Below are 18,294 nucleotides of genomic sequence, written 5' to 3'. Positions count from 1 at the left end.
GCGCTCAGTTCCCCGCGACCGACTTGACCGCCACCATCACCGGCGCCGACCCGGAGATCAGCTCCAGCGTCAGCCCCGCGGTGGCGGGCGTGTCCACCAGCTCCGCGAGCACCGCCGCCACATCGTCCCGCGGCACCGGACCCCGCCCGGTGGACGCCTCCAGACGGACGAGTCCGGTGCCCGCGTCGTCCGTGAGCATCCCGGGACGCAGGATCGTCCAGTCCAGGCCGGACCGGGCCCGTACGGACACGTCCGCCTCGCCCTTGGCCCGCAGATACGCGTCGAAGACCTCGTCACCCTGATGGGCCGGGTCCGCGCCCATCGACGACACCACGACGTACCGCCGGACCCCGGCCCGCTCCGCCGCGTCCGCGAACAGCACGGCCGCCCCCCGGTCCACCGTGTCTTTGCGTCCGGCCGTGCTGCCCGGCCCCGCGCCGGCCGCGAACACCGCCGCGTCCGCGCCCTCCAGAAGCCCGGCGACCTCCTCCACGGACGCCGATTCCAGGTCGCACACAAGGGGCTCGGCCCCGGCCTCCCGCAGGTCGTCCGCCTGCTCGGCGCGGCGGATGACGCCCGCGACCTCGTCTCCGCGTGCGGCGAGCAGACGCTCGAGCCGCAGCGCGATCTGACCATGACCACCAGCGATGACAATGCGCATGCTTCCGACCGTACGCCGGGCCGACCCCGTTCGCCGCGCAACCTTGCGGGCGCCTCGTGGGTCTCATCAGCGACCCGTGCCGCCGACGGCCGCCGGGTCTCTCATCGGACCTCTGCGGGAGACAGACATCAGCGCCATACGCACCACCACCCTCACCGCGGCCGCCTGCGCCGCCCTGCTGCTCGCGACCACCTCCGCCTGCGGCACCGTCGAGAACCTGACGGCTGGTCAGAAGATCGACAAGGCCGCCGACAAGCTCGGCGAACAGAAGTCGCTGTCCTTCGAGTTGGGCCTCGGCGCGAAGCCGGACGCGCTCATGGAGCTGGCCGGCGGACAGGGCGACGAGGCCATGCCACCGACGATCGCCAAGGCGTTCGCCGGTGCCCACATCACCTTCGCCGTACGGTCGAAGAAGCCGCTGTCCGAGTCGGGCGGGAAGGACTTCGTCGGGATGGGCGCGAAGGTGTCGGCCCAGGGCGGCACCCTGGCCGAGTACCGGTTCGCCGGAGACTTCGTCTACTTCCGCCTCGACATGCAGAAGTCGTCGGAACTCATGGGCTTCCCCCTCCCCTCGCCGAAGGACCTCCCGAAGGGCGAGGAGGGGCTCGCGAAGGCCCTCGAAGGCGAGTGGGTCAAGGTGGACGTCTCGGACGCCGGGAAGAACACTTCAGGCAACGGCTCCAAGGGTTCCGGTGGCCTGGACGAGCACACCCAGCGGAAGGTCCTCAAGGCCCTGCGCGGCGTCATCGCCGACGACGTCACGCTCCGCAGCGCCGGCACCAAGGACGGCACGGAGCGCATCGTTGCCAAGGCGTCCTTCCGTGAGCTCCTGACGGACCTCTTCGACAAGCTCGGCCCCCTGAAGGACGAACTGCCGCCCGGCGCCGGATTTCCCACCGCCAAGGACCTCAAGGACGCCCCCGCCAAGAAGGTGGCCGTCGACTTCTCCATCACCAACGGCACGCTGTCGAAGATCTCCTTCGACCTCGCGACCCTCGCCGACGGCAAGAAGGGCGCCAAGGTCCCGCTGGTGCTCAAGTTCGGCAAGGCGGGCGACATCAGCGCACCGTCCGGCGCGACCGAGGTCCCGCTCGGTGAGCTCGCGGGCGGCAACCCGTTCATGATGGGTACCCCGATGGGCGGCTTCTGACGGTTGGTCAAAGCCCTGGGGAAGGGCGGTAGATGGGCTTCACAGGAGTCAAGGGGTCCCGCGTGCGGGCGGGCCCTTTCACTCCTGCCCGCAGCCCCCGCCCTCCATCGGCTTCCCCGCCCGCCCCTGCCGCGGCAGATCGAGCGCCGACGCCGAGTCGCAGTACTCCCGCACCGCACTGGTGCGCGCCACCACCCGCCCCCGGTGCACCACGATCCGGCTGTACGCGAGTGAGAGCGCACCCGCGAGCCGGTCGCCGCGCACGGCGACGAGCTCCGCGGGGAAGCCCGCCTCCACCCGCACCTCGGGCAGCCCGAGCGCTGCCCGCGCTGCCCCGCTGACGCAGTCGTACGCCTCCTCGGGGCGCAGCCCGTAGCGCGAGACCAGCAGGTGCGCGGCCTCCAGCGGATCGCCGCGCCCCACCGGGTTCGCCATGTCGCGCAGCGCCCCGCTGCCCGCCGCGACCCGCACGCCGGCCGCACGCAGGAGCCGTACGGGAGCCGTGCCGCGACGGTCGACGCCCGCGCAGCCGCCCTGCGGCAGGCAGACCACCGTGACGCCCGCGGCGGCGAGTCGGTCGGCGGTGCGCGCGGCGACCTCGCGCGGCAGCCGTCCGAGCCCGCCGCACGGCCCGATCGTGACGCCGGGCCGCAGCCCTCCGGCCATCGTCGCGATCCGCCCGAGCCGTGCCGGATCACCGCCGTCCGTATGCAGATCCACCGCGCAGCCGTGCTCCGCCGCGACCTCGAGGACCGCCTCCACGTAGCCGGTCGGGTCGGGGTCGAGATCCGGGCACCCGCCCACCACGGACGCGCCCATCTTCACCGCGTCCCGCAGCATCGACAGGCCGTCGGCCCCCGCGAGGCCCGTCAGGAGCCGGGGCATCGCCACGGTCCGCAGATCGGCCAGGCCGCGCAGCGACCGCCACGCCTGGAGCACCGCCTCCATCGGGCCGAGGCCCTGCAGATCCCCGATCCGCACATGCGCGCGCTGCGCGGTGGCCCCGTGCCCGAGCTGGAGCAGCGCGGCCTCGGTGGCCCGCCGCTGCACGTCGGGCCCGTCGTACGACACCGGCCCCTCCGTCTCCTCGGACAGCGCCGTGTCGCCATGGGCGTGGGGTTCGGCGGGGGCAGGGAGCAGGAGGTAGCCGCCGAGGTCCACACGCGCGGAGGGGGCGGTGAGGCTGCCGGCCGTGCCGACGGCCTCGATGCGCTCGTCGTCGAGCCGCACGTCCACGGTCCGGCCGTCGGTGAGCCGGGCACCGGACAGGAGGAGGGCGGTGCTCTCGGCGGCGGAGTCGTTGCCGGGGGAGCGGGGGTGCTGCGGCTGGCTGTCGGGCATCGCGCTCCTGGGGTTCGGGGGCGGCGGCCGCGTGGGCGGGGGCCGCCCCGGACCGGAGGCGGGCCGGAAGGGGCGTACAAGATCACGCAGCGCGGGTCGAGCCTAGAGCTGCGGCAGGCCCGCTTCGCGGAGGAGCGCAATAGCTTCGCGGAGGAGCGCAATAGTCGTACTGCTGTGGTGCGTGGTGCCGATGAGGCGGTCGTGGGCGGTTGTTGCGGCTCCGGAACGGCCGTGGTCCTGCCCCTGGGGGGCGGCCGCGAAACGGATTTGGGCGATCGGCGGGCGAGCGTGTAATGTCTTCATCGCTCGCCCCAATAGCTCAGTCGGTAGAGCGTCTCCATGGTAAGGAGAAGGTCTACGGTTCGATTCCGTATTGGGGCTCTGGTGTGAAGTTCCCTCACCTTCGGGTGAGGGGCATCGCATCAAAGCGGTGTAGCTCAGTCGGTAGAGCAAGCGGCTCATAATCGCTGTGTCACCGGTTCAAGTCCGGTCACCGCTACACACAGTAGCCGATTGTGGGGTCGGTCCTCCGGTCGGCTACTATTCATGCGTTCATCCGTCAACCGTCCGTCCAAGGAGCACTCACGTGGCTGCCACCGACGTCCGCCCGAAGATCACGCTGGCCTGCGTGGAGTGCAAGGAGCGGAACTACATCACCAAGAAGAACCGGCGTAACGACCCGGACCGTCTTGAGATGAAGAAGCACTGCCCGCGCTGCAACCAGCACACGGCGCACCGCGAAACGCGCTGACTCAGGCTCGTACATGAGGCCGTCCCCTTTCGAGGGGGCGGCCTCATGTCGTTATCGCGTGTGGGCGGCCGGCCGTAAGATCCGGCAACATCCGGCAACAGCGCAAATCCAGGAGGTGCCGAGTCCATGGCGCTCGACCAGTCCTTCGTGGGACGGTCCTACCCGCCCACCGACCCCTATGAGGTCGGCCGGGAGAAGATCCGTGAATTCGCGGAGGCGGTGCGGGACGCCAATCCCGCCTACGTCGATCCGGAGGCGGCCAAGGCGCTCGGCCACCCCGATGTGATCGCTCCGCCGACCTTTGTGTTCGCCATCACGTTCAAGGCCGCGGGCCAGGTGATCGAGGACCCGCAGCTGGGCCTCGACTACAGCCGCGTCGTGCACGGCGACCAGAAGTTCGTGTACACGCGCCCGGTGCGCGCCGGTGACCGGCTCACCGTGACCTCGACGATCGAGGCGATCAAGTCCCTGGCGGGCAACGACATCCTGGACATCCGCGGCGAGGTCCACGACGAGACCGGCGAGCACGTCGTGACCGCCCACACCAAGCTCGTGTCGCGCGCGGCCGAGGGGGCGTGACCATGACGACGACGATTCAGTACGCGGATGTGGAGATCGGCACGGAGCTGCCGGCCCAGACGTTCCCCGTGACCCGCGCCACGCTCGTGCAGTACGCGGGCGCCTCCGGTGACTTCAACCCGATCCACTGGAACGAGAAGTTCGCGGTCGAGGTCGGGCTCCCGGACGTCATCGCCCACGGCATGTTCACCATGGCCGAGGCGATCCGCGTCGTGACCGACTGGGTCGGCGACCCGGCCGCCGTCGTGGAGTACGGCGTGCGCTTCACCAGGCCCGTCATCGTCCCGAACGACGACAAGGGCGCGACGATCGAGGTCAGCGGCAAGGTCGCCGCCAAGCTCGACGACGGCCGCGTCCGCGTCGACCTCGTCGCGACGAGCGCGGGCCAGAAAGTGCTCGGCATGTCGCGGGCGGTCGTGCAGCTGGCGTAACGGCTGCTCCGTAGGAACCTGAGTAAGGGGCACCCTCCATTGCGGGGTGCCCCTTACTCGTAGGCAGGACTCGTACGCCTTCGCGGGAGCCGAGATGTGACGCTTGACATAGGTAGTGATTGACCACTAACTTAGCCGCATGGTCAGGATGAGCGCAGACGAGCGACGCGAGAGCGTCATCCGCGCGGCGATGAGCGAGTTCGCCAGGGGTGGTTACTACGGCACCTCTACTGATGCGATCGCCAAGCGGGTGGGTGTCTCGCAGCCGTATCTGTTCCGGCTCTTCCCGGGGAAGAAGGCCATCTTCCTCGCGGCGGCGACCCGTTGCGTGCAGGACGCGACGCGGCTCTTCGCCGAGGCCTCCGAAGGCCTGGAGGGCGAGGAGGCCCTGCACGCCATGGCGAACGCGTACACCGACGTCATCGCCAAGGACCCCGAGCGGCTCATGATGCAGATGCAGGTGTACGTCGCGGTCGCCGCCGCCGAGGCGGCCGGTGACCGCGAGTTCGGCGAGGCGGTCCGCGCTGAGTGGATGAAGCTCTGGGAGGCGGCGCATCTGCCTCTGGGGGCGGACGTGGACACGACGACGACCTTCATGGCCTACGGAATGCTGATCAATGTTCTGGTCTCCATGGGATTCCCCCCGGAGCACCGGATCTGGGAAGGGCTGTACCCCTCGGCTCGCGCCATGGGGAGCCTGGAGCACTAGCGGTAACCGGAGTGCCGGCAGTAATCGGCAACTGAGCACGGGGAACCAGGTGTGGGTGTCCGGGGAGGCCCTTGGCCTCTTCCCGCCCATGAAAGTTAGTCATCAATAACTAACCAACGTTCCGGGGGGAACGATGTCACAGCAGACAGCACGCCGTGGGGGAGCCGTCTGGGCCCTCGTCATCACCAGTGTCGCCGGGTTCATGGCGGCCCTCGACAACCTCGTCGTCACCACCGCTCTGCCCTCCATCCGCAAGGATCTCGGCGGAGCGCTCGACGACCTGGAGTGGACGGTCAGCGCCTACACGCTCACCTTCGCCGTGCTGCTGATGTTCGGCGCGGCCCTGGGGGACCGGTTCGGCCGCCGCCGGCTCTTCCTCGTCGGCCTCACCGTCTTCACCGGTGCTTCCGCCGCCGCGGCCATGGCGCCCGGCATCGACTCGCTGATCGCCGCCCGCGCGGTCCAGGGAGTCGGCGCCGCGATCATGATGCCGCTGACGCTCACCCTGCTCACCGCGGCCGTCCCGGCGGCGAAGCGCGGGATGGCGTACGGGATCTGGGGCGCCGTCAACGGGCTCGCGGTCGCGAGCGGGCCGTTGATCGGCGGCAGCCTCACCGAGCACGTCTCCTGGCACTGGATCTTCTGGCTGAACGTCCCGCTCGGCCTCGCCCTTCTTCCGCTCGCCCGGCTGCGCCTCAGTGAGTCGTACGGCACCGGCGCCCGGCTCGACCTGGTCGGCACAGTGCTCGCCAGCAGCGGCCTCTTCGGCATCGTGTACGCCCTGGTCCGCGCGCCCCGCGACGGCTGGACCAGCGGACTCGTTCTGCTGGGCCTGTTCGCCGGCGGCGCCCTGCTCGTCGGCTTCGCGCTGCACGGCACCCGCGCCAGGAACGCGATGCTGCCGATGCGCCTCTTCCGCTCCCGCGCCTTCGCCGGGATCAACGCGGCCAGCCTGCTGATGTTCCTCGGGATGTTCGGCTCGATCTTCCTGCTCAGCCAGTACATGCAGGGCGTCCTCGGCTACTCGCCCACCGAGGCGGGCCTGCGGATGCTGCCCTGGACCGGCATGCCGATGCTCGTCTCGCCGATCGCGGGGTACCTGTCCGACCGGATCGGCGGCCGCCTGGTCGTCGCCACCGGCCTCTTCCTCCAGGCCGCGGGCCTCGCCTACTACGCCTCCGTGGTCGCCGCCGACGCCTCGTACACCGCGCAGCTGCCCGCCCTGATCATCAACGGCATCGGGATGTCCCTCTACTTCGCCCCCGCGTCCAACCTGGTCATGTCCAGCGTCCGCCCGCAGGAGCAGGGCATCGCGTCCGGCGCGAACAACGCGCTGCGCGAGGTGGGCGGAGCGCTCGGTATCGCCGTGATGTCGTCGATCTTCGCGGCGCAGGGCGGCTACGACTCCGCGCAGACCTTCGTGGACGGCATCCAGCCCGCGCTGTGGGTGGGCGCGGCCACGGTGGCCGTCGCCGGAGCCGCGGCCCTGTTCATCCCCTCCCGCCGGCGCGCGGCCGAGGGCCCCAGGAGCGAGCCCGAGCCCCGACCTGCCCCTGTCCTGGAGACCGCTTCGAACTGAGATCGACCCGCACCGAACCGGCACTCTTCGAAGGAGCCCGTCATGCCCACACTGCCCTGGACCGTCCCGAACACCCCGCCGGCCGGCGCCGAGGCCCACGTCATGGCCTCCCGCTTCGAGACCCGCACCCTGTGGGGAGCCCTCCGTTTCTTCGCGAAGACCCCCTCTGTCTGGCGCCAGGTGAGCAAGGCGCCCGGCGCGTACGGAGCCTCGGTGAAGGCGGCTCCCCTGCGGCGGACCTTCTGGACCCTGTCCGCCTGGGAGTCGCCGGACGCGCTGAAGCGCTTCGCGGGCTCGGCGCCCCATGGCCCGGCGGCTGGTGGTCTGCGCTCACAGATGAAGGACGCGAAGTTCGTGCGCTGGCAGACCACCACGGACGAGCTGCCGCTCGACTGGGCGGAGGCGCTGCGGCGCCTGACCTGAGCCGTGAGGCGAGCTCGCCAGGTGTCGAAGGAGAAGACTCACCAGGTATCGAGGGAGAAGACTCGCCAGGTATTGAAGGAGACGAACGGCCCCGCCACGACCGGCGGGGCCGTTCTCGTACTCTTGAGCGCGTGCAGGAACTCCACGACGCCCCCCTCGCCCCCCTGACCACCTTCCGTCTCGGCGGCCCCGCGGCCCGGCTGCTGACGGCGACGACCGACGACGAGGTGATCGCCGCCGTCCGTGAGGCCGACGCGGCAGGCACCCCGCTGCTGATCGTCGGCGGTGGCAGCAATCTGGTCATCGGTGACAAGGGCTTCGCGGGCACCGCCCTGCGGATCGCCACGAAGGGCTTCTCGCTCGACGGTACGAACCTTGAGCTCGCGGCCGGCGAGGTGTGGACCGACGCGGTCGCCCGCACCGTCGAGGCCGGTCTCGCGGGCATCGAGTGCCTCGCCGGAATCCCGGGCTCCGCCGGCGCCACGCCGATCCAGAACGTGGGCGCGTACGGCCAGGAGGTCTCGTCGACGATCACCGAAGTGATCGCGTACGACCGGAAGACCGACGAGACGGTCACCATTCGGAACGAGGAGTGCGCGTTCTCGTACCGGCACAGCCGTTTCAAGGCCGATCCCGAGCGCTTCGTGGTGCTGCGGGTGCGGTTCGGGCTCGAGGACGCGGGCGGCATGAGCGCCCCCATCAAGTACCCCGAGACCGCCCGCACCCTCGGTGTCGAGGCGGGCGACCGGGTCCCCGCGGCCCTCGCCCGCGAGACTGTCCTGAAGCTGCGCGCGGGCAAGGGCATGGTGCTCGACCCCGAGGATCACGACACCTGGTCGGCCGGGTCGTTCTTCACCAACCCGATCCTCACCGAGGAGGAGTTCGCCGCCTTCCACGCGCGCGTGGCGGACCGTCTCGGCCCCGACACCGCCCCGCCCGCCTTCCCGGCCGGCGAGGCCCGCGTGAAGACCTCGGCGGCCTGGCTCATCGACAAGGCGGGCTTCACCAAGGGCTACGGCAGCGGGCCCGCGCGTATCTCCACCAAGCACACGCTCGCCCTCACCAACCGCGGCGAGGCGACCACCGACGACCTCCTCGCGCTCGCCCGCGAGGTCGTGGCCGGCGTCCACGACGCCTTCGGCGTGACGCTGGTCAACGAGCCGGTCACGGTGGGCGTGACTCTCTGACCCTCGTGACCTTCTGCCCCCTGCCCCGGCGACCCGCTAGTAGGCGACCCCCACGCCCTGCTTCACCGTCGCCGGGTTGTCGATCATCGCCAGCATCGCGTGGGCCACGTCGGCCCGCGAGATGCTCCGGCCGCTGCGTGGATTCCCGCCGACCACGGTCCGGTACGTGCCCGTGAGCGGCTTGTCCGTGAGCTTCGGCGGGCGCACGGAGGTCCAGTCCGTGGCGCTGGCCGCGAGCGCGCCCTCCATGGCCCGCAGATCGTCGTAGACGGGCTTGAGCAGCGAGCTGATGAAGCCGATCATGGCGCGGTCGAGGAGTGGTGAGCGCTCCGGCTCGGGGCCGACCGGCGCCGCGCTGACGACGAGCAGACGCCGTACGCTCTCGGCCTCCACCGCCCCCAGTACCGACCCGGTCAGCTCGGCCGTGATGCCCGCGTCCGCGCGCTTGCGGGCGCCGAGCCCGGACAGGACCGCGTCCCGCCCGGCGACCGCGGGGCGCAGCACCTCGGGGTCCCGGACATCCGCCCGGAACACCTCCAGGTCCGTACCCGTCACCGTGAACCGCGCGGGGTCACGGACCACCGCGGTGACCTGATGTCCTGATGCCAGTGCCTGCCGGACGATTTCCTGGCCGATACCGCCGGTCGCGCCGAAGACAGTGATCCTCATGGCACACCCTCCTAGGGTGGGTAAGTGTTCACTCACCCCCTAGAGTGAGTGGATACTCACCTGCTCGTCAAGCTCGGTTGGAGTCCGCATGCATCAGAAGCCGGCCCGCGTCCGCATCGTCGACGCCGCCCATGAACTCATGCTGAGCATCGGCCTCGCCCGCGCCACCACCAAGGAGATCGCCAAAGCGGCGGACTGTTCGGAAGCAGCGCTCTACAAGTACTTCGCGAACAAGGAAGAGCTGTTCGTGACCGTTCTCAGCGAGCGGCTGCCCAAGCTCGGACCGCTCCTGACCGAGCTCACCAGGAAGCCGGGCGCGAAGAGCGTCGAGGAGAACCTCACGGAGATCGCCCGCGAGGCCGCCCTCTTCTACGAGCAGACCTTCCCGATGGCCGCCTCCCTGTACGCGGAACCCCAGCTCAAGCGTCGTCATGAGGAGGCGCTGCGCGAGATGGGCACGGGCCCCCACCGCCCGATCCAGGGTCTGGACGCCTACCTCAGATCCGAGCAGGACGCGGGCCGCGTCAGCCGCGACGCCGACACCTACGCCGCCGCGTCACTCCTCCTCGGAGCCTGCGCCCAGCGTGCGTTCGCGTACGACATGGCCCCCGACCGCAAGCCCCCGCAGCCGTTGGACGAGTTCGCCGCGGGCCTCGCCCGCACCCTGCTCACAGGGATCGCATAGAGTCCCCATTCTTTCTGGGGAGGGCAAGATCATGCTGCGTGGAAGAGGGCGCCGGGTCGCCATACCGGTGCTGGTGGCGGCGCTGACGGGAGTACTCGCCGCGGGGTGCGGCCGGGGACCGTCCGGCGGGGACGCGGCCGACGCCAGGAAGCCCGAGCGGTTTGCGAGCTCCCGGCAGCTGCCCGAACACCTCGCCGCGGACGGCACGACGGTCGTCGTCGGGTCATCGAAGGCGGACACCGTCGTACGGCTCTACGAGGACCTGCGCTGCCCCGTCTGCCGTGACTTCGAGGAGGACGGCGGCGCCGGCGCGCTGCGGAAGATGACCCTTCACGGCGAGGTCAGGGCCGAGTACACCCTGGCGTCGTTCCTCGACGACCGGCTCGGCGGCAAGGGCTCGAAGAAGGCGGCCAACGCGCTGCGGGCCGCGCTGGAAAAGGGGAAGTTCGTCGAGTACCACGACCTCCTCTTCCAGGAGCAGCCCGAGGAGGCCGTCGACGGCTACACCGACGCGTTCCTGCTCCGCATGGCCTCGCGGGTGAAGGGCCTGCGCGGCGCCGAGTTCGACGCGGCGGTGAAGGGCATGAAGTACCGCCCCTTCGTCACCGCCTCCGAGAAGGCCTACGAGGCCGACAAGGCGCCCGGCACCCCGGCCTTCGCGGTGAACGGCACCCTCATCAGCGAGGACCGGTGGAACCTGATGTTCGACCCCAAGTACGTTCCGCTGGCGGTCATGACGTCGACCCTGCCGGAGTGACAGACGCACCGGGCCTGCTCAGGGGGCGGCGGTCAGCCAGTCGTCGACCCCTGACAGCAGCTTCGCCTTGATGTCCTGCGGCGCCGCCGAACCGCGCACCGACTGCCGCGCCAGCTCGGCCAGTTCGGCGTCGTCGAAGTCGTGGTGACGGCGCGCGATCTCGTACTGGGCGGCCAGACGCGAGCCGAACAGGAGCGGGTCGTCGGCGCCGAGCGCCATCGGCACCCCTGCCTCGAACAGAGTGCGCAGGGGTACATCCTCCGGCTTCTCGTAGACGCCGAGCGCGACATTGGACGCCGGGCAGACCTCGCAGGTCACCTGTCGGTCCGCGAGACGCTTCAGGAGCCGGGGGTCCTCGGCGGCCCGCACTCCGTGACCGATCCGCGTCGCCTCCAGGTCGTCCAGACAGTCGCGTACGGAGGCGGGCCCGGTCAGCTCGCCGCCGTGCGGCGCGGCCAGGAGCCCGCCCTCCCTGGCGATGGCGAACGCGCGGTCGAAGTCCCGCGCCATGCCCCGCCGTTCGTCGTTGGAGAGCCCGAAGCCGACGATGCCGCGGTCCGCGTACCGCACGGCGAGTCGGGCCAGAGTGCGCGCGTCCAGCGGATGCTTCATACGGTTCGCGGCCACCAGGACCCGCATGCCGAGACCCGTGTCGCGCGAGGCGGTCTCGACGGCGTCCAGGATGACTTCCAGGGCTGGGATCAGCCCTCCGAGCCGCGGCGCGTACGACGTCGGGTCGACCTGGATCTCCAGCCACCCCGACCCGTCCGCGAGATCCTCCAGCGCGGCCTCGCGCACCAGCCGCTGAATGTCCTCGGGCTCGCGCAGGCAGGACCGCGCGGCATCGTACAGCCGCTGGAAGCGGAACCAGCCGCGCTCGTCGGTGGCACGCAGCTTCGGCGGCTCGGACCCGGTCAGGGCGTCCGGCAGTCTGACGCCGTACTTGTCGGCGAGTTCGAGCAGGGTCGTGGGCCGCATCGACCCGGTGAAGTGCAGATGAAGATGGGCCTTGGGCAGCTGCCTTACATCACGTGGTACACGCTCCATTCCAGGATCTTGCCGCACACACCCGCCGCGCGGGAAGCGGCTTTCTCCCTTCGTGGCCTTGTCCGAACGAAGATCCGACCGAAGAACCGACCCAAGGTCCGGACGACGGTCCGGACGACGGTCCGGACGAAAAACGGGCCGCCCCCGGGAATCCCGGAGACGGCCCGCATCACGCGGAAGACGCGTCAGTCGCGCGCCTCGGCGAGCAGCTTCTGGATCCGCGAGACACCCTCGACCAGGTCCTCGTCGCCCAGGGCGTACGACAGACGCAGGTAGCCCGGCGTGCCGAAGGCCTCACCCGGGACGACCGCGACCTCGGCCTCCTCCAGGATCAGCGCGGCCAGCTCGACGGAGTCCTGCGGACGCTTGCCGCGGATCTCCTTGCCGAGCAGCTCCTTCACCGACGGGTAAGCGTAGAAGGCGCCCTCGGGCTCGGGGCAGAACACGCCGTCGATCTCGTTCAGCATGCGCACGATGGTCTTGCGGCGGCGGTCGAAGGCCTCGCGCATCTTCGCGACGGCCGTCAGGTCACCGGACACGGCGGCGAGCGCGGCGATCTGCGCGACGTTCGACACGTTCGACGTGGCGTGCGACTGCAGGTTGGTCGCGGCCTTCACGACGTCCTTCGGGCCGATGATCCACCCGACGCGCCAGCCGGTCATGGCGTACGTCTTGGCGACGCCGTTGACGACGATGCACTTGTCGCGCAGCTCGGGCAGGAGCGCCGGCAGGGACGTGAACTTGGCGTCCCCGTAGACCAGGTGCTCGTAGATCTCGTCCGTGAGAACCCACAGGCCGTGCTCGACGGCCCAGCGGCCGATCGCCTCGGCGTCGGCCTCGCTGTAGACCGCGCCCGTCGGGTTCGACGGCGACACGAACAGGACGACCTTGGTGCGCTCGGTGCGCGCCGCCTCCAGCTGCTCCACGGAGACGCGGTACCCGGTCGTCTCGTCGGCCACGACCTCGACCGGGACACCACCGGCGAGACGGATCGACTCGGGGTACGTCGTCCAGTACGGCGCCGGGACGATGACCTCGTCGCCCGGGTCGAGGATCGCGGCGAAGGCCTCGTAGATGGCCTGCTTGCCGCCGTTGGTCACCAGGACCTGCGAGGGGTCGACCTCGTAGCCGGAGTCGCGCAGCGTCTTCGCGGCGATCGCGGCCTTCAGCTCGGGCAGACCGCCGGCGGGCGTGTACCGGTGGTACTTCGGGTTCTTGCAGGCCTCGATGGCCGCTTCGACGATGTAGTCCGGGGTCGGGAAGTCGGGCTCGCCCGCGCCGAAACCGATGACCGGACGCCCGGCGGCCTTGAGGGCCTTGGCCTTGGCGTCGACGGCGAGGGTCGCGGACTCGGAGATCGCGCCGATACGGGCGGAGACCCGGCGCTCGGTGGGCGAAGTGGAAGGAGTAGCAGCAGCGCTCATAACCCCATCGTTCCAGACCGGAAACCCGGCCGGCACACGGGTTTCACGGACGATCAACGACTGGCCCGCTTCTTTCTGTTCGACGGAGGGCCGCGGAACACGTACACTCACTGCTCGTTGGCCTTCACCGGCCGCTCTCTTCCGGCACACAACGTGCAGTCGGAAGGATGCGGTACGTTGGGGCAGACAAAGGGTCGTAGCTCAATTGGTAGAGCACTGGTCTCCAAAACCAGCGGTTGGGGGTTCAAGTCCCTCCGGCCCTGCTACACACTCCTTCGCCAGGACGTGTGCGCATGTACGTACTGCAAATGCACCGCCGTGCGGCTCAACCGGGCGCGGCACGGCCACGACCCGGAATTCAGGTGAGGACGCGTGACGGACGCCGTGGGCTCCATCGACATGCCTGATGCCCAGGATGAGGCGCCGGAGTCCCAGAAGAAGCCCCGTAAGGGTGGCAAGCGCGGAAAGAAGGGCCCCTTCGGCCGTCTCGCGCTCTTCTACCGCCAGATCGTCGCGGAACTCCGCAAGGTTGTCTGGCCGACTCGGAACCAGCTCACCACCTACACCAGTGTGGTGATTGTGTTCGTCGTCATCATGATCGGTCTGGTGACCGTGATTGACTATGGCTTCAACCACGCCGTCAAGTACATCTTCGGCTGAGCCGAGAGCGAAGGGCGCCGTACCCGGCGCCCCTTTCGCGTGTTCCACCCCTATGTATCCAGGAAGAAGCAGCCACAGTGTCTGACCCGAACCTGAACGAGGCGATCGAGCCCGTCGAGTCCGCTGAGGACGAGCTCGACATTGTCGAGGCGGCGGACGCCGAGAACGCCGAGGACACGGTCCAGGCCGAGACTGCCGACGAGGCAGCCACTGAGGCTGACGCGCACGTCGAGGACGAGGTCGAAGCCGCCGAGGAGTCCCTCGAGCACGCCGCCGAGGACGACGCCGACGAGGAGTCCGCCGAGGACGCCCCCGAGGCCGAGGCCGACGAGGAGTCCGTCGAGGAAGCCGCCGAGGAGTCCGAGCCGGTCGACCCGATCGTCGCCCTGCGCGAGGAACTGCGCACGCTGCCCGGCGAGTGGTACGTCATCCACACGTACGCCGGTTACGAGAACCGCGTGAAGACCAACCTCGAGCAGCGCGCCGTCTCGCTGAACGTCGAGGACTTCATCTTCCAGGCCGAGGTGCCGCAGGAAGAGGTCGCGCAGATCAAGAACGGCGAGCGCAAGACCGTCCGTCAGAACAAGCTCCCCGGCTACGTGCTGGTGCGCATGGACCTGACGAACGAGTCCTGGGGCGTCGTCCGCAACACCCCCGGCGTCACCGGCTTCGTGGGCAACGCCTACGACCCGTACCCGCTGACCCTGGACGAGATCGTCAAGATGCTCGCCCCGGAGGCCGAGGAGAAGGCCGCCCGTGAGGCCGCCGAGGCCGAGGGCAGGCCGGCTCCGTCCCGCAAGGTCGAGGTCCAGGTCCTGGACTTCGAGGTCGGCGACTCGGTCACCGTCACCGACGGCCCGTTCGCGACGCTGCAGGCGACGATCAACGAGATCAACGCCGACTCGAAGAAGGTCAAGGGCCTCGTCGAGATCTTCGGCCGGGAGACCCCGGTCGAGCTCAGCTTCGACCAGATCCAGAAGAACTAGCCCCTTCCGGCACCTTCTGGAACAAGCACTTCCGAACAGGTCAGACGGGCTCTCACAGCCTGTCTGACCTGCTCGGTTTTTAGCCGCACACGGATACCCGTTATCGTTGTGCGGTATGCCTCCATCCGGATGACCGGGTGGTCGGCTGAAAACTCTCACTAGGACCCGGAGAGAGCAATGCCTCCCAAGAAGAAGAAGGTCACGGGGCTTATCAAGCTCCAGATCCAGGCCGGTGCCGCCAACCCGGCCCCGCCGGTTGGTCCCGCGCTGGGCCAGCACGGCGTCAACATCATGGAGTTCTGCAAGGCCTACAACGCCGCGACCGAGTCGCAGCGTGGCTGGGTCATCCCGGTGGAGATCACGGTCTACGAAGACCGCTCCTTCACCTTCATCACCAAGACGCCCCCGGCCGCCAAGATGATCCTCAAGGCCGCGGGCATCGAGAAGGGCTCCGGCGAGCCTCACAAGACCAAGGTCGCGAAGATCACCGACGCGCAGGTCCGCGAGATCGCCACCACCAAGATGGCCGACCTGAACGCCAACGACCTGGACGCCGCCGCGAAGATCATCGCCGGTACCGCGCGTTCCATGGGCGTCACGGTCGAGGGCTGAACCCCTCCACCCCGTAAGACCTCCAGTGGCAGGGCCAGCGCCGGCCCGGACCACGAACTCCATCCCTGAATCCAGGAGTAGAAGTGAAGCGCAGCAAGACTCTCCGCGCTGCGGACGCGAAGATCGACCGGGACAAGCTCTACGCCCCGCTCGAGGCCGTCCGTATCGCCAAGGAGACCTCCGCGACGAAGTTCGACGGCACCGTCGAGGTCGCCATGCGTCTGGGTGTCGACCCGCGCAAGGCCGACCAGATGGTCCGTGGCACCGTGAACCTCCCGCACGGCACCGGCAAGACCGCCCGGGTCCTGGTCTTCGCGACCGGTGACCGTGCTGCGGCCGCGGAAGCCGCTGGCGCCGACATCGTCGGCTCCGACGAGCTCATCGACGAGATCTCCAAGGGCAACCGCCTGAACGAGTTCGACGCCGTTGTCGCCACCCCGGACCTCATGGGCAAGGTCGGCCGCCTCGGCCGCGTGCTCGGCCCCCGTGGCCTCATGCCGAACCCGAAGACCGGCACGGTGACCCCGGACGTGGTCAAGGCCGTGAACGAGATCAAGGGCGGCAAGATCGAGTTCCGCGTCGACAAGCACTCGAACCTCCACTTCATCATCGGCAAGGTGTCCTTCGACGACACCCAGCTGGTGGAGAACTACGGCGCGGCCCTGGACGAGATCCTTCGTCTGAAGCCGTCCGCCGCCAAGGGTCGCTACATCAAGAAGGCCGCCATCGCCACCACGATGGGCCCCGGCGTTCCGCTCGACCCGAACCGCACCCGCAACCTCCTCGTCGAGGAGGACCCGGCTGCGGTCTGAGCCTGACAGCTCAGCCACGTCGGCTCGGGCCCCGCACCTTTCGAGGTGCGGGGCCCGTTCCCGTTTTCCCGCTAACCCCTCCGGGCACCGGTGGGCTCCGCTAGCGTGCGGGGTCGACCTGGGGTTCGGCGGGGGGAGCGTATGAACGGCAGGACATGGGTGCGGTACGGGACGGTCTGCCTGGCGGTGGCCGGCCTGGTGTCCTGCGGCTCGCACGAGGCGCCCAAGGGCGACGAGAGCGTCACCGGGGCGCTGCGGGCCGCCCGCTCGGAGGTCGCCGCCGCCGGGTCCGCCAGGATCGAGGCGACGAGCAGTACGGGCACCAGCCTGTCCTCGCGGAGCGTGGGCGTCCTGCGCTGGTCGGGCGGGCTGCGCGGCACCCTGAGGGTGACAGCGACCGGCGGCTCGATGGCGTCGACGACCCGGCTCATGGGCGGTTCCCCGTCCCAGTCCCGCTTCCTGCCGGACGCGTACTACACGCGCATGACCGACAAGTTCGCCGCACTGTCGGACGGCAAGCACTGGATCCGATACCCGTACGCCCCCGGGGCCGACCTCTCACCGGCGGCCTCCCTGAAACTGCTGCTGTCCTCGGGCAACGCGCGCGAGGTGGGCCGGGAGACCGTGCGCGGCGTCCGCGCCACGCACTACACGGGCACGGCCGACGGGCAGCGCGTCGACGTCTGGATCGACCGCGGGCACCTTCTAATCAAACGCGTCCAGCGGGCCCGTACGGACTCCGGAGCCTTCTCCGGGACCGTGCACTACGCCGACTACGGCGCCCGCGCCTCGGCCGAGCGCCCGCCGGCGCGGGACACGGTCGACTTCAAGGACGTCGTCGGTCGAAAGCCCACTGCATGACAGGGAAGAGGGCGACGGCCAAGGCGAGCGGACCGCGCGCGACCAGCGGTTGAGTGCCCCGGCGAGGGGCCGACAAGGGCGGATTTGCCTGAGGCGGACCCCGTCACGTAATCTCCTCAGGAAGCCAAAGACCGCTGGTCGTTGCCGTGCCCTCGCAAGAGGAACCGGGAACCGAAGGATCTGCTGAAAGCGGACGACCTGCGCAGGTGACTGTGGAAAGTTCCCGGACTCGTTCCGGTCGAGCTATGCCCCGTGCGCCTGCGCCGGGGCGTTTTGTTTTGTACAGCCCCTTCTGAGCGGTCCTCATCACCCGGAAGGAGGCCGACGCTCTATGCCGACGCCCGACAAGGCTGCCGCGGTAGCCGAGCTCACGGACAAGTTCCGCAGCTCGAACGCCGCCGTGCTGACCGAGTACCGGGGTCTCACCGTGGCCCAGCTCAAGCAGCTGCGCCGTTCTCTCGGTGAGAACTCCGAGTACGCCGTGGTGAAGAACACGCTGACCAAGATCGCGGCCAACGAGGCCGGGATCAACACGCTGGACGACCTGTTCACGGGTCCGACAGCGGTTGCCTTCGTCACCGGTGACCCGGTGGAGTCGGCGAAGGGTCTTCGTGACTTCGCCAAGGACAACCCCAACCTCATCATCAAGGGCGGTGTCCTTGACGGTAAGGCGCTGTCCGCCGATGAGATCAAGAAGCTCGCGGACCTCGAGTCCCGCGAGGTTCTGCTCGCCAAGCTGGCGGGCGCCATGAAGGGCAAGCAGACTCAGGCTGCTCAGGTCTTCCAGGCGCTCCCGTCGAAGTTCGTCCGCACTGCGGAGGCGCTTCGCGTCAAGCGCGACGAGCAGGGCGGTGCCGAGTAACTCGGCTCGCGCAATGATCGCTGCCCGCCAGGGCAACGGTCGCAGCGGGCCGAACGTACGCCCGCCTACATAAACTCCGGCACCTGCCGAATTAGTGGAAGGACGCCA

The 18,294-nt window shown here is 69.5% G+C and carries 21 protein-coding genes and 3 tRNA genes; 19 read left to right on the top strand and 5 right to left on the bottom strand.

The window, feature by feature from the left end; genetic code table 11:
- Positions 1 to 4: 4 nt before the first annotated feature.
- On the bottom strand, positions 5 to 661 hold the full coding sequence (locus CG723_RS20605; RefSeq protein ID WP_100594918.1) for an SDR family oxidoreductase: 657 nt from the start codon (positions 659 to 661) through the stop codon (positions 5 to 7).
- A 76-nt stretch (positions 662 to 737) separates the two neighbouring features.
- Here CG723_RS20605 and CG723_RS20595 point away from each other — a divergent pair, with 76 nt between their 5' ends.
- Positions 738 to 1,811, top strand: coding sequence for a hypothetical protein (locus CG723_RS20595; protein WP_159032496.1), 1,074 nt, complete (start codon positions 738 to 740; stop codon positions 1,809 to 1,811).
- A gap of 78 nt (positions 1,812 to 1,889) precedes the next feature.
- Here CG723_RS20595 and CG723_RS20590 read toward each other — a convergent pair whose 3' ends face one another.
- Positions 1,890 to 3,152 (bottom strand): amidohydrolase family protein, encoded by a 1,263-nt coding sequence (locus CG723_RS20590; RefSeq protein WP_100594916.1) that lies wholly within the window; start codon positions 3,150 to 3,152, stop codon positions 1,890 to 1,892.
- 308 nt (positions 3,153 to 3,460) lie between these two features.
- Here CG723_RS20590 and CG723_RS20580 point away from each other — a divergent pair.
- The 9 genes from CG723_RS20580 (at position 3,461) to CG723_RS20540 (ending at position 8,811) form a co-directional block, all read left to right on the top strand.
- Positions 3,461 to 3,533 (top strand) — tRNA-Thr (locus tag CG723_RS20580).
- Between the two features lie 45 nt (positions 3,534 to 3,578).
- Positions 3,579 to 3,651: transfer RNA gene (locus CG723_RS20575), tRNA-Met, on the top strand.
- A gap of 87 nt (positions 3,652 to 3,738) precedes the next feature.
- A complete protein-coding gene (gene rpmG, locus CG723_RS20570; protein ID WP_100594914.1) occupies positions 3,739 to 3,903 on the top strand; it encodes a 50S ribosomal protein L33 in 165 nt (54 codons plus the stop codon).
- A gap of 126 nt (positions 3,904 to 4,029) precedes the next feature.
- A complete protein-coding gene (locus CG723_RS20565) occupies positions 4,030 to 4,482 on the top strand; it encodes a MaoC family dehydratase N-terminal domain-containing protein (protein WP_100594913.1) in 453 nt (150 codons plus the stop codon).
- 2 nt (positions 4,483 to 4,484) lie between these two features.
- The gene (locus CG723_RS20560) at positions 4,485 to 4,913 is read left to right on the top strand and encodes a MaoC family dehydratase (RefSeq protein ID WP_100594912.1); all 429 of its coding nucleotides are present in this window, start codon (positions 4,485 to 4,487) and stop codon (positions 4,911 to 4,913) included.
- A gap of 139 nt (positions 4,914 to 5,052) precedes the next feature.
- On the top strand, positions 5,053 to 5,622 hold the full coding sequence (locus CG723_RS20555) for a TetR/AcrR family transcriptional regulator (RefSeq protein WP_199841830.1): 570 nt from the start codon (positions 5,053 to 5,055) through the stop codon (positions 5,620 to 5,622).
- A gap of 133 nt (positions 5,623 to 5,755) precedes the next feature.
- The gene (locus CG723_RS20550) at positions 5,756 to 7,201 is read left to right on the top strand and encodes a DHA2 family efflux MFS transporter permease subunit (protein ID WP_100594911.1); all 1,446 of its coding nucleotides are present in this window, start codon (positions 5,756 to 5,758) and stop codon (positions 7,199 to 7,201) included.
- Positions 7,202 to 7,243: 42 nt separating this feature from the next.
- Positions 7,244 to 7,624 carry a DUF3291 domain-containing protein gene (locus CG723_RS20545; RefSeq protein WP_100594910.1) on the top strand — a complete coding sequence of 127 codons (381 nt, stop codon included), beginning with the start codon at positions 7,244 to 7,246 and terminating at the stop codon, positions 7,622 to 7,624.
- Positions 7,625 to 7,695: 71 nt separating this feature from the next.
- Positions 7,696 to 8,811, top strand: coding sequence for a UDP-N-acetylmuramate dehydrogenase (locus CG723_RS20540; protein WP_100594974.1), 1,116 nt, complete (start codon positions 7,696 to 7,698; stop codon positions 8,809 to 8,811).
- 36 nt (positions 8,812 to 8,847) lie between these two features.
- Here CG723_RS20540 and CG723_RS20535 read toward each other — a convergent pair whose 3' ends face one another.
- Positions 8,848 to 9,480 carry an NAD(P)-dependent oxidoreductase gene (locus CG723_RS20535; RefSeq protein ID WP_100594909.1) on the bottom strand — a complete coding sequence of 211 codons (633 nt, stop codon included), beginning with the start codon at positions 9,478 to 9,480 and terminating at the stop codon, positions 8,848 to 8,850.
- Positions 9,481 to 9,568: 88 nt separating this feature from the next.
- Here CG723_RS20535 and CG723_RS20530 point away from each other — a divergent pair, with 88 nt between their 5' ends.
- Positions 9,569 to 10,165: a TetR/AcrR family transcriptional regulator gene (locus CG723_RS20530; protein WP_100594908.1), complete on the top strand. Its 597-nt coding sequence runs from the start codon at positions 9,569 to 9,571 to the stop codon at positions 10,163 to 10,165.
- 31 nt (positions 10,166 to 10,196) lie between these two features.
- Complete coding sequence (locus tag CG723_RS20525; RefSeq protein ID WP_100594907.1) at positions 10,197 to 10,922, top strand: DsbA family protein; 726 nt, start codon at positions 10,197 to 10,199, stop codon at positions 10,920 to 10,922.
- Positions 10,923 to 10,940: 18 nt separating this feature from the next.
- Here the strand turns inward: CG723_RS20525 and CG723_RS20520 are convergent, their stop codons facing one another.
- Entirely contained in the window at positions 10,941 to 11,969 is a 1,029-nt protein-coding gene (locus tag CG723_RS20520) for an adenosine deaminase (RefSeq protein ID WP_100594906.1), read from the bottom strand.
- A gap of 185 nt (positions 11,970 to 12,154) precedes the next feature.
- A complete protein-coding gene (locus CG723_RS20515; RefSeq protein WP_100594905.1) occupies positions 12,155 to 13,393 on the bottom strand; it encodes a pyridoxal phosphate-dependent aminotransferase in 1,239 nt (412 codons plus the stop codon).
- A gap of 190 nt (positions 13,394 to 13,583) precedes the next feature.
- Between CG723_RS20515 and CG723_RS20510 the strand changes: the two genes are divergently transcribed.
- The 7 genes from CG723_RS20510 to rplJ all read left to right on the top strand — a co-directional run bounded on the left by CG723_RS20510 (position 13,584) and on the right by rplJ (position 18,186).
- Positions 13,584 to 13,656: transfer RNA gene (locus CG723_RS20510), tRNA-Trp, on the top strand.
- A 109-nt stretch (positions 13,657 to 13,765) separates the two neighbouring features.
- Positions 13,766 to 14,053 (top strand): preprotein translocase subunit SecE, encoded by a 288-nt coding sequence (secE, locus tag CG723_RS20505; protein WP_100594904.1) that lies wholly within the window; start codon positions 13,766 to 13,768, stop codon positions 14,051 to 14,053.
- Between the two features lie 77 nt (positions 14,054 to 14,130).
- On the top strand, positions 14,131 to 15,039 hold the full coding sequence (nusG, locus tag CG723_RS20500) for a transcription termination/antitermination protein NusG (protein ID WP_100594903.1): 909 nt from the start codon (positions 14,131 to 14,133) through the stop codon (positions 15,037 to 15,039).
- A gap of 177 nt (positions 15,040 to 15,216) precedes the next feature.
- On the top strand, positions 15,217 to 15,651 hold the full coding sequence (gene rplK / locus CG723_RS20495) for a 50S ribosomal protein L11 (protein ID WP_100594902.1): 435 nt from the start codon (positions 15,217 to 15,219) through the stop codon (positions 15,649 to 15,651).
- Positions 15,652 to 15,734: 83 nt separating this feature from the next.
- Positions 15,735 to 16,463 (top strand): 50S ribosomal protein L1, encoded by a 729-nt coding sequence (rplA, locus tag CG723_RS20490; RefSeq protein ID WP_100594901.1) that lies wholly within the window; start codon positions 15,735 to 15,737, stop codon positions 16,461 to 16,463.
- A gap of 141 nt (positions 16,464 to 16,604) precedes the next feature.
- Positions 16,605 to 17,324, top strand: coding sequence for a hypothetical protein (locus CG723_RS20485; protein WP_100594900.1), 720 nt, complete (start codon positions 16,605 to 16,607; stop codon positions 17,322 to 17,324).
- 331 nt (positions 17,325 to 17,655) lie between these two features.
- Positions 17,656 to 18,186 (top strand): 50S ribosomal protein L10, encoded by a 531-nt coding sequence (gene rplJ, locus CG723_RS20480; RefSeq protein ID WP_100594899.1) that lies wholly within the window; start codon positions 17,656 to 17,658, stop codon positions 18,184 to 18,186.
- Positions 18,187 to 18,294 lie beyond the last annotated feature (108 nt).

The sequence above is a fragment of the Streptomyces sp. CB01635 genome (assembly GCF_002803065.1).
Lineage (GTDB): Bacteria > Actinomycetota > Actinomycetes > Streptomycetales > Streptomycetaceae > Streptomyces.
The sequence above is the reverse complement of the archived record's forward strand: the minus strand, read 5'-3'. Positions and strand labels throughout refer to the sequence as shown.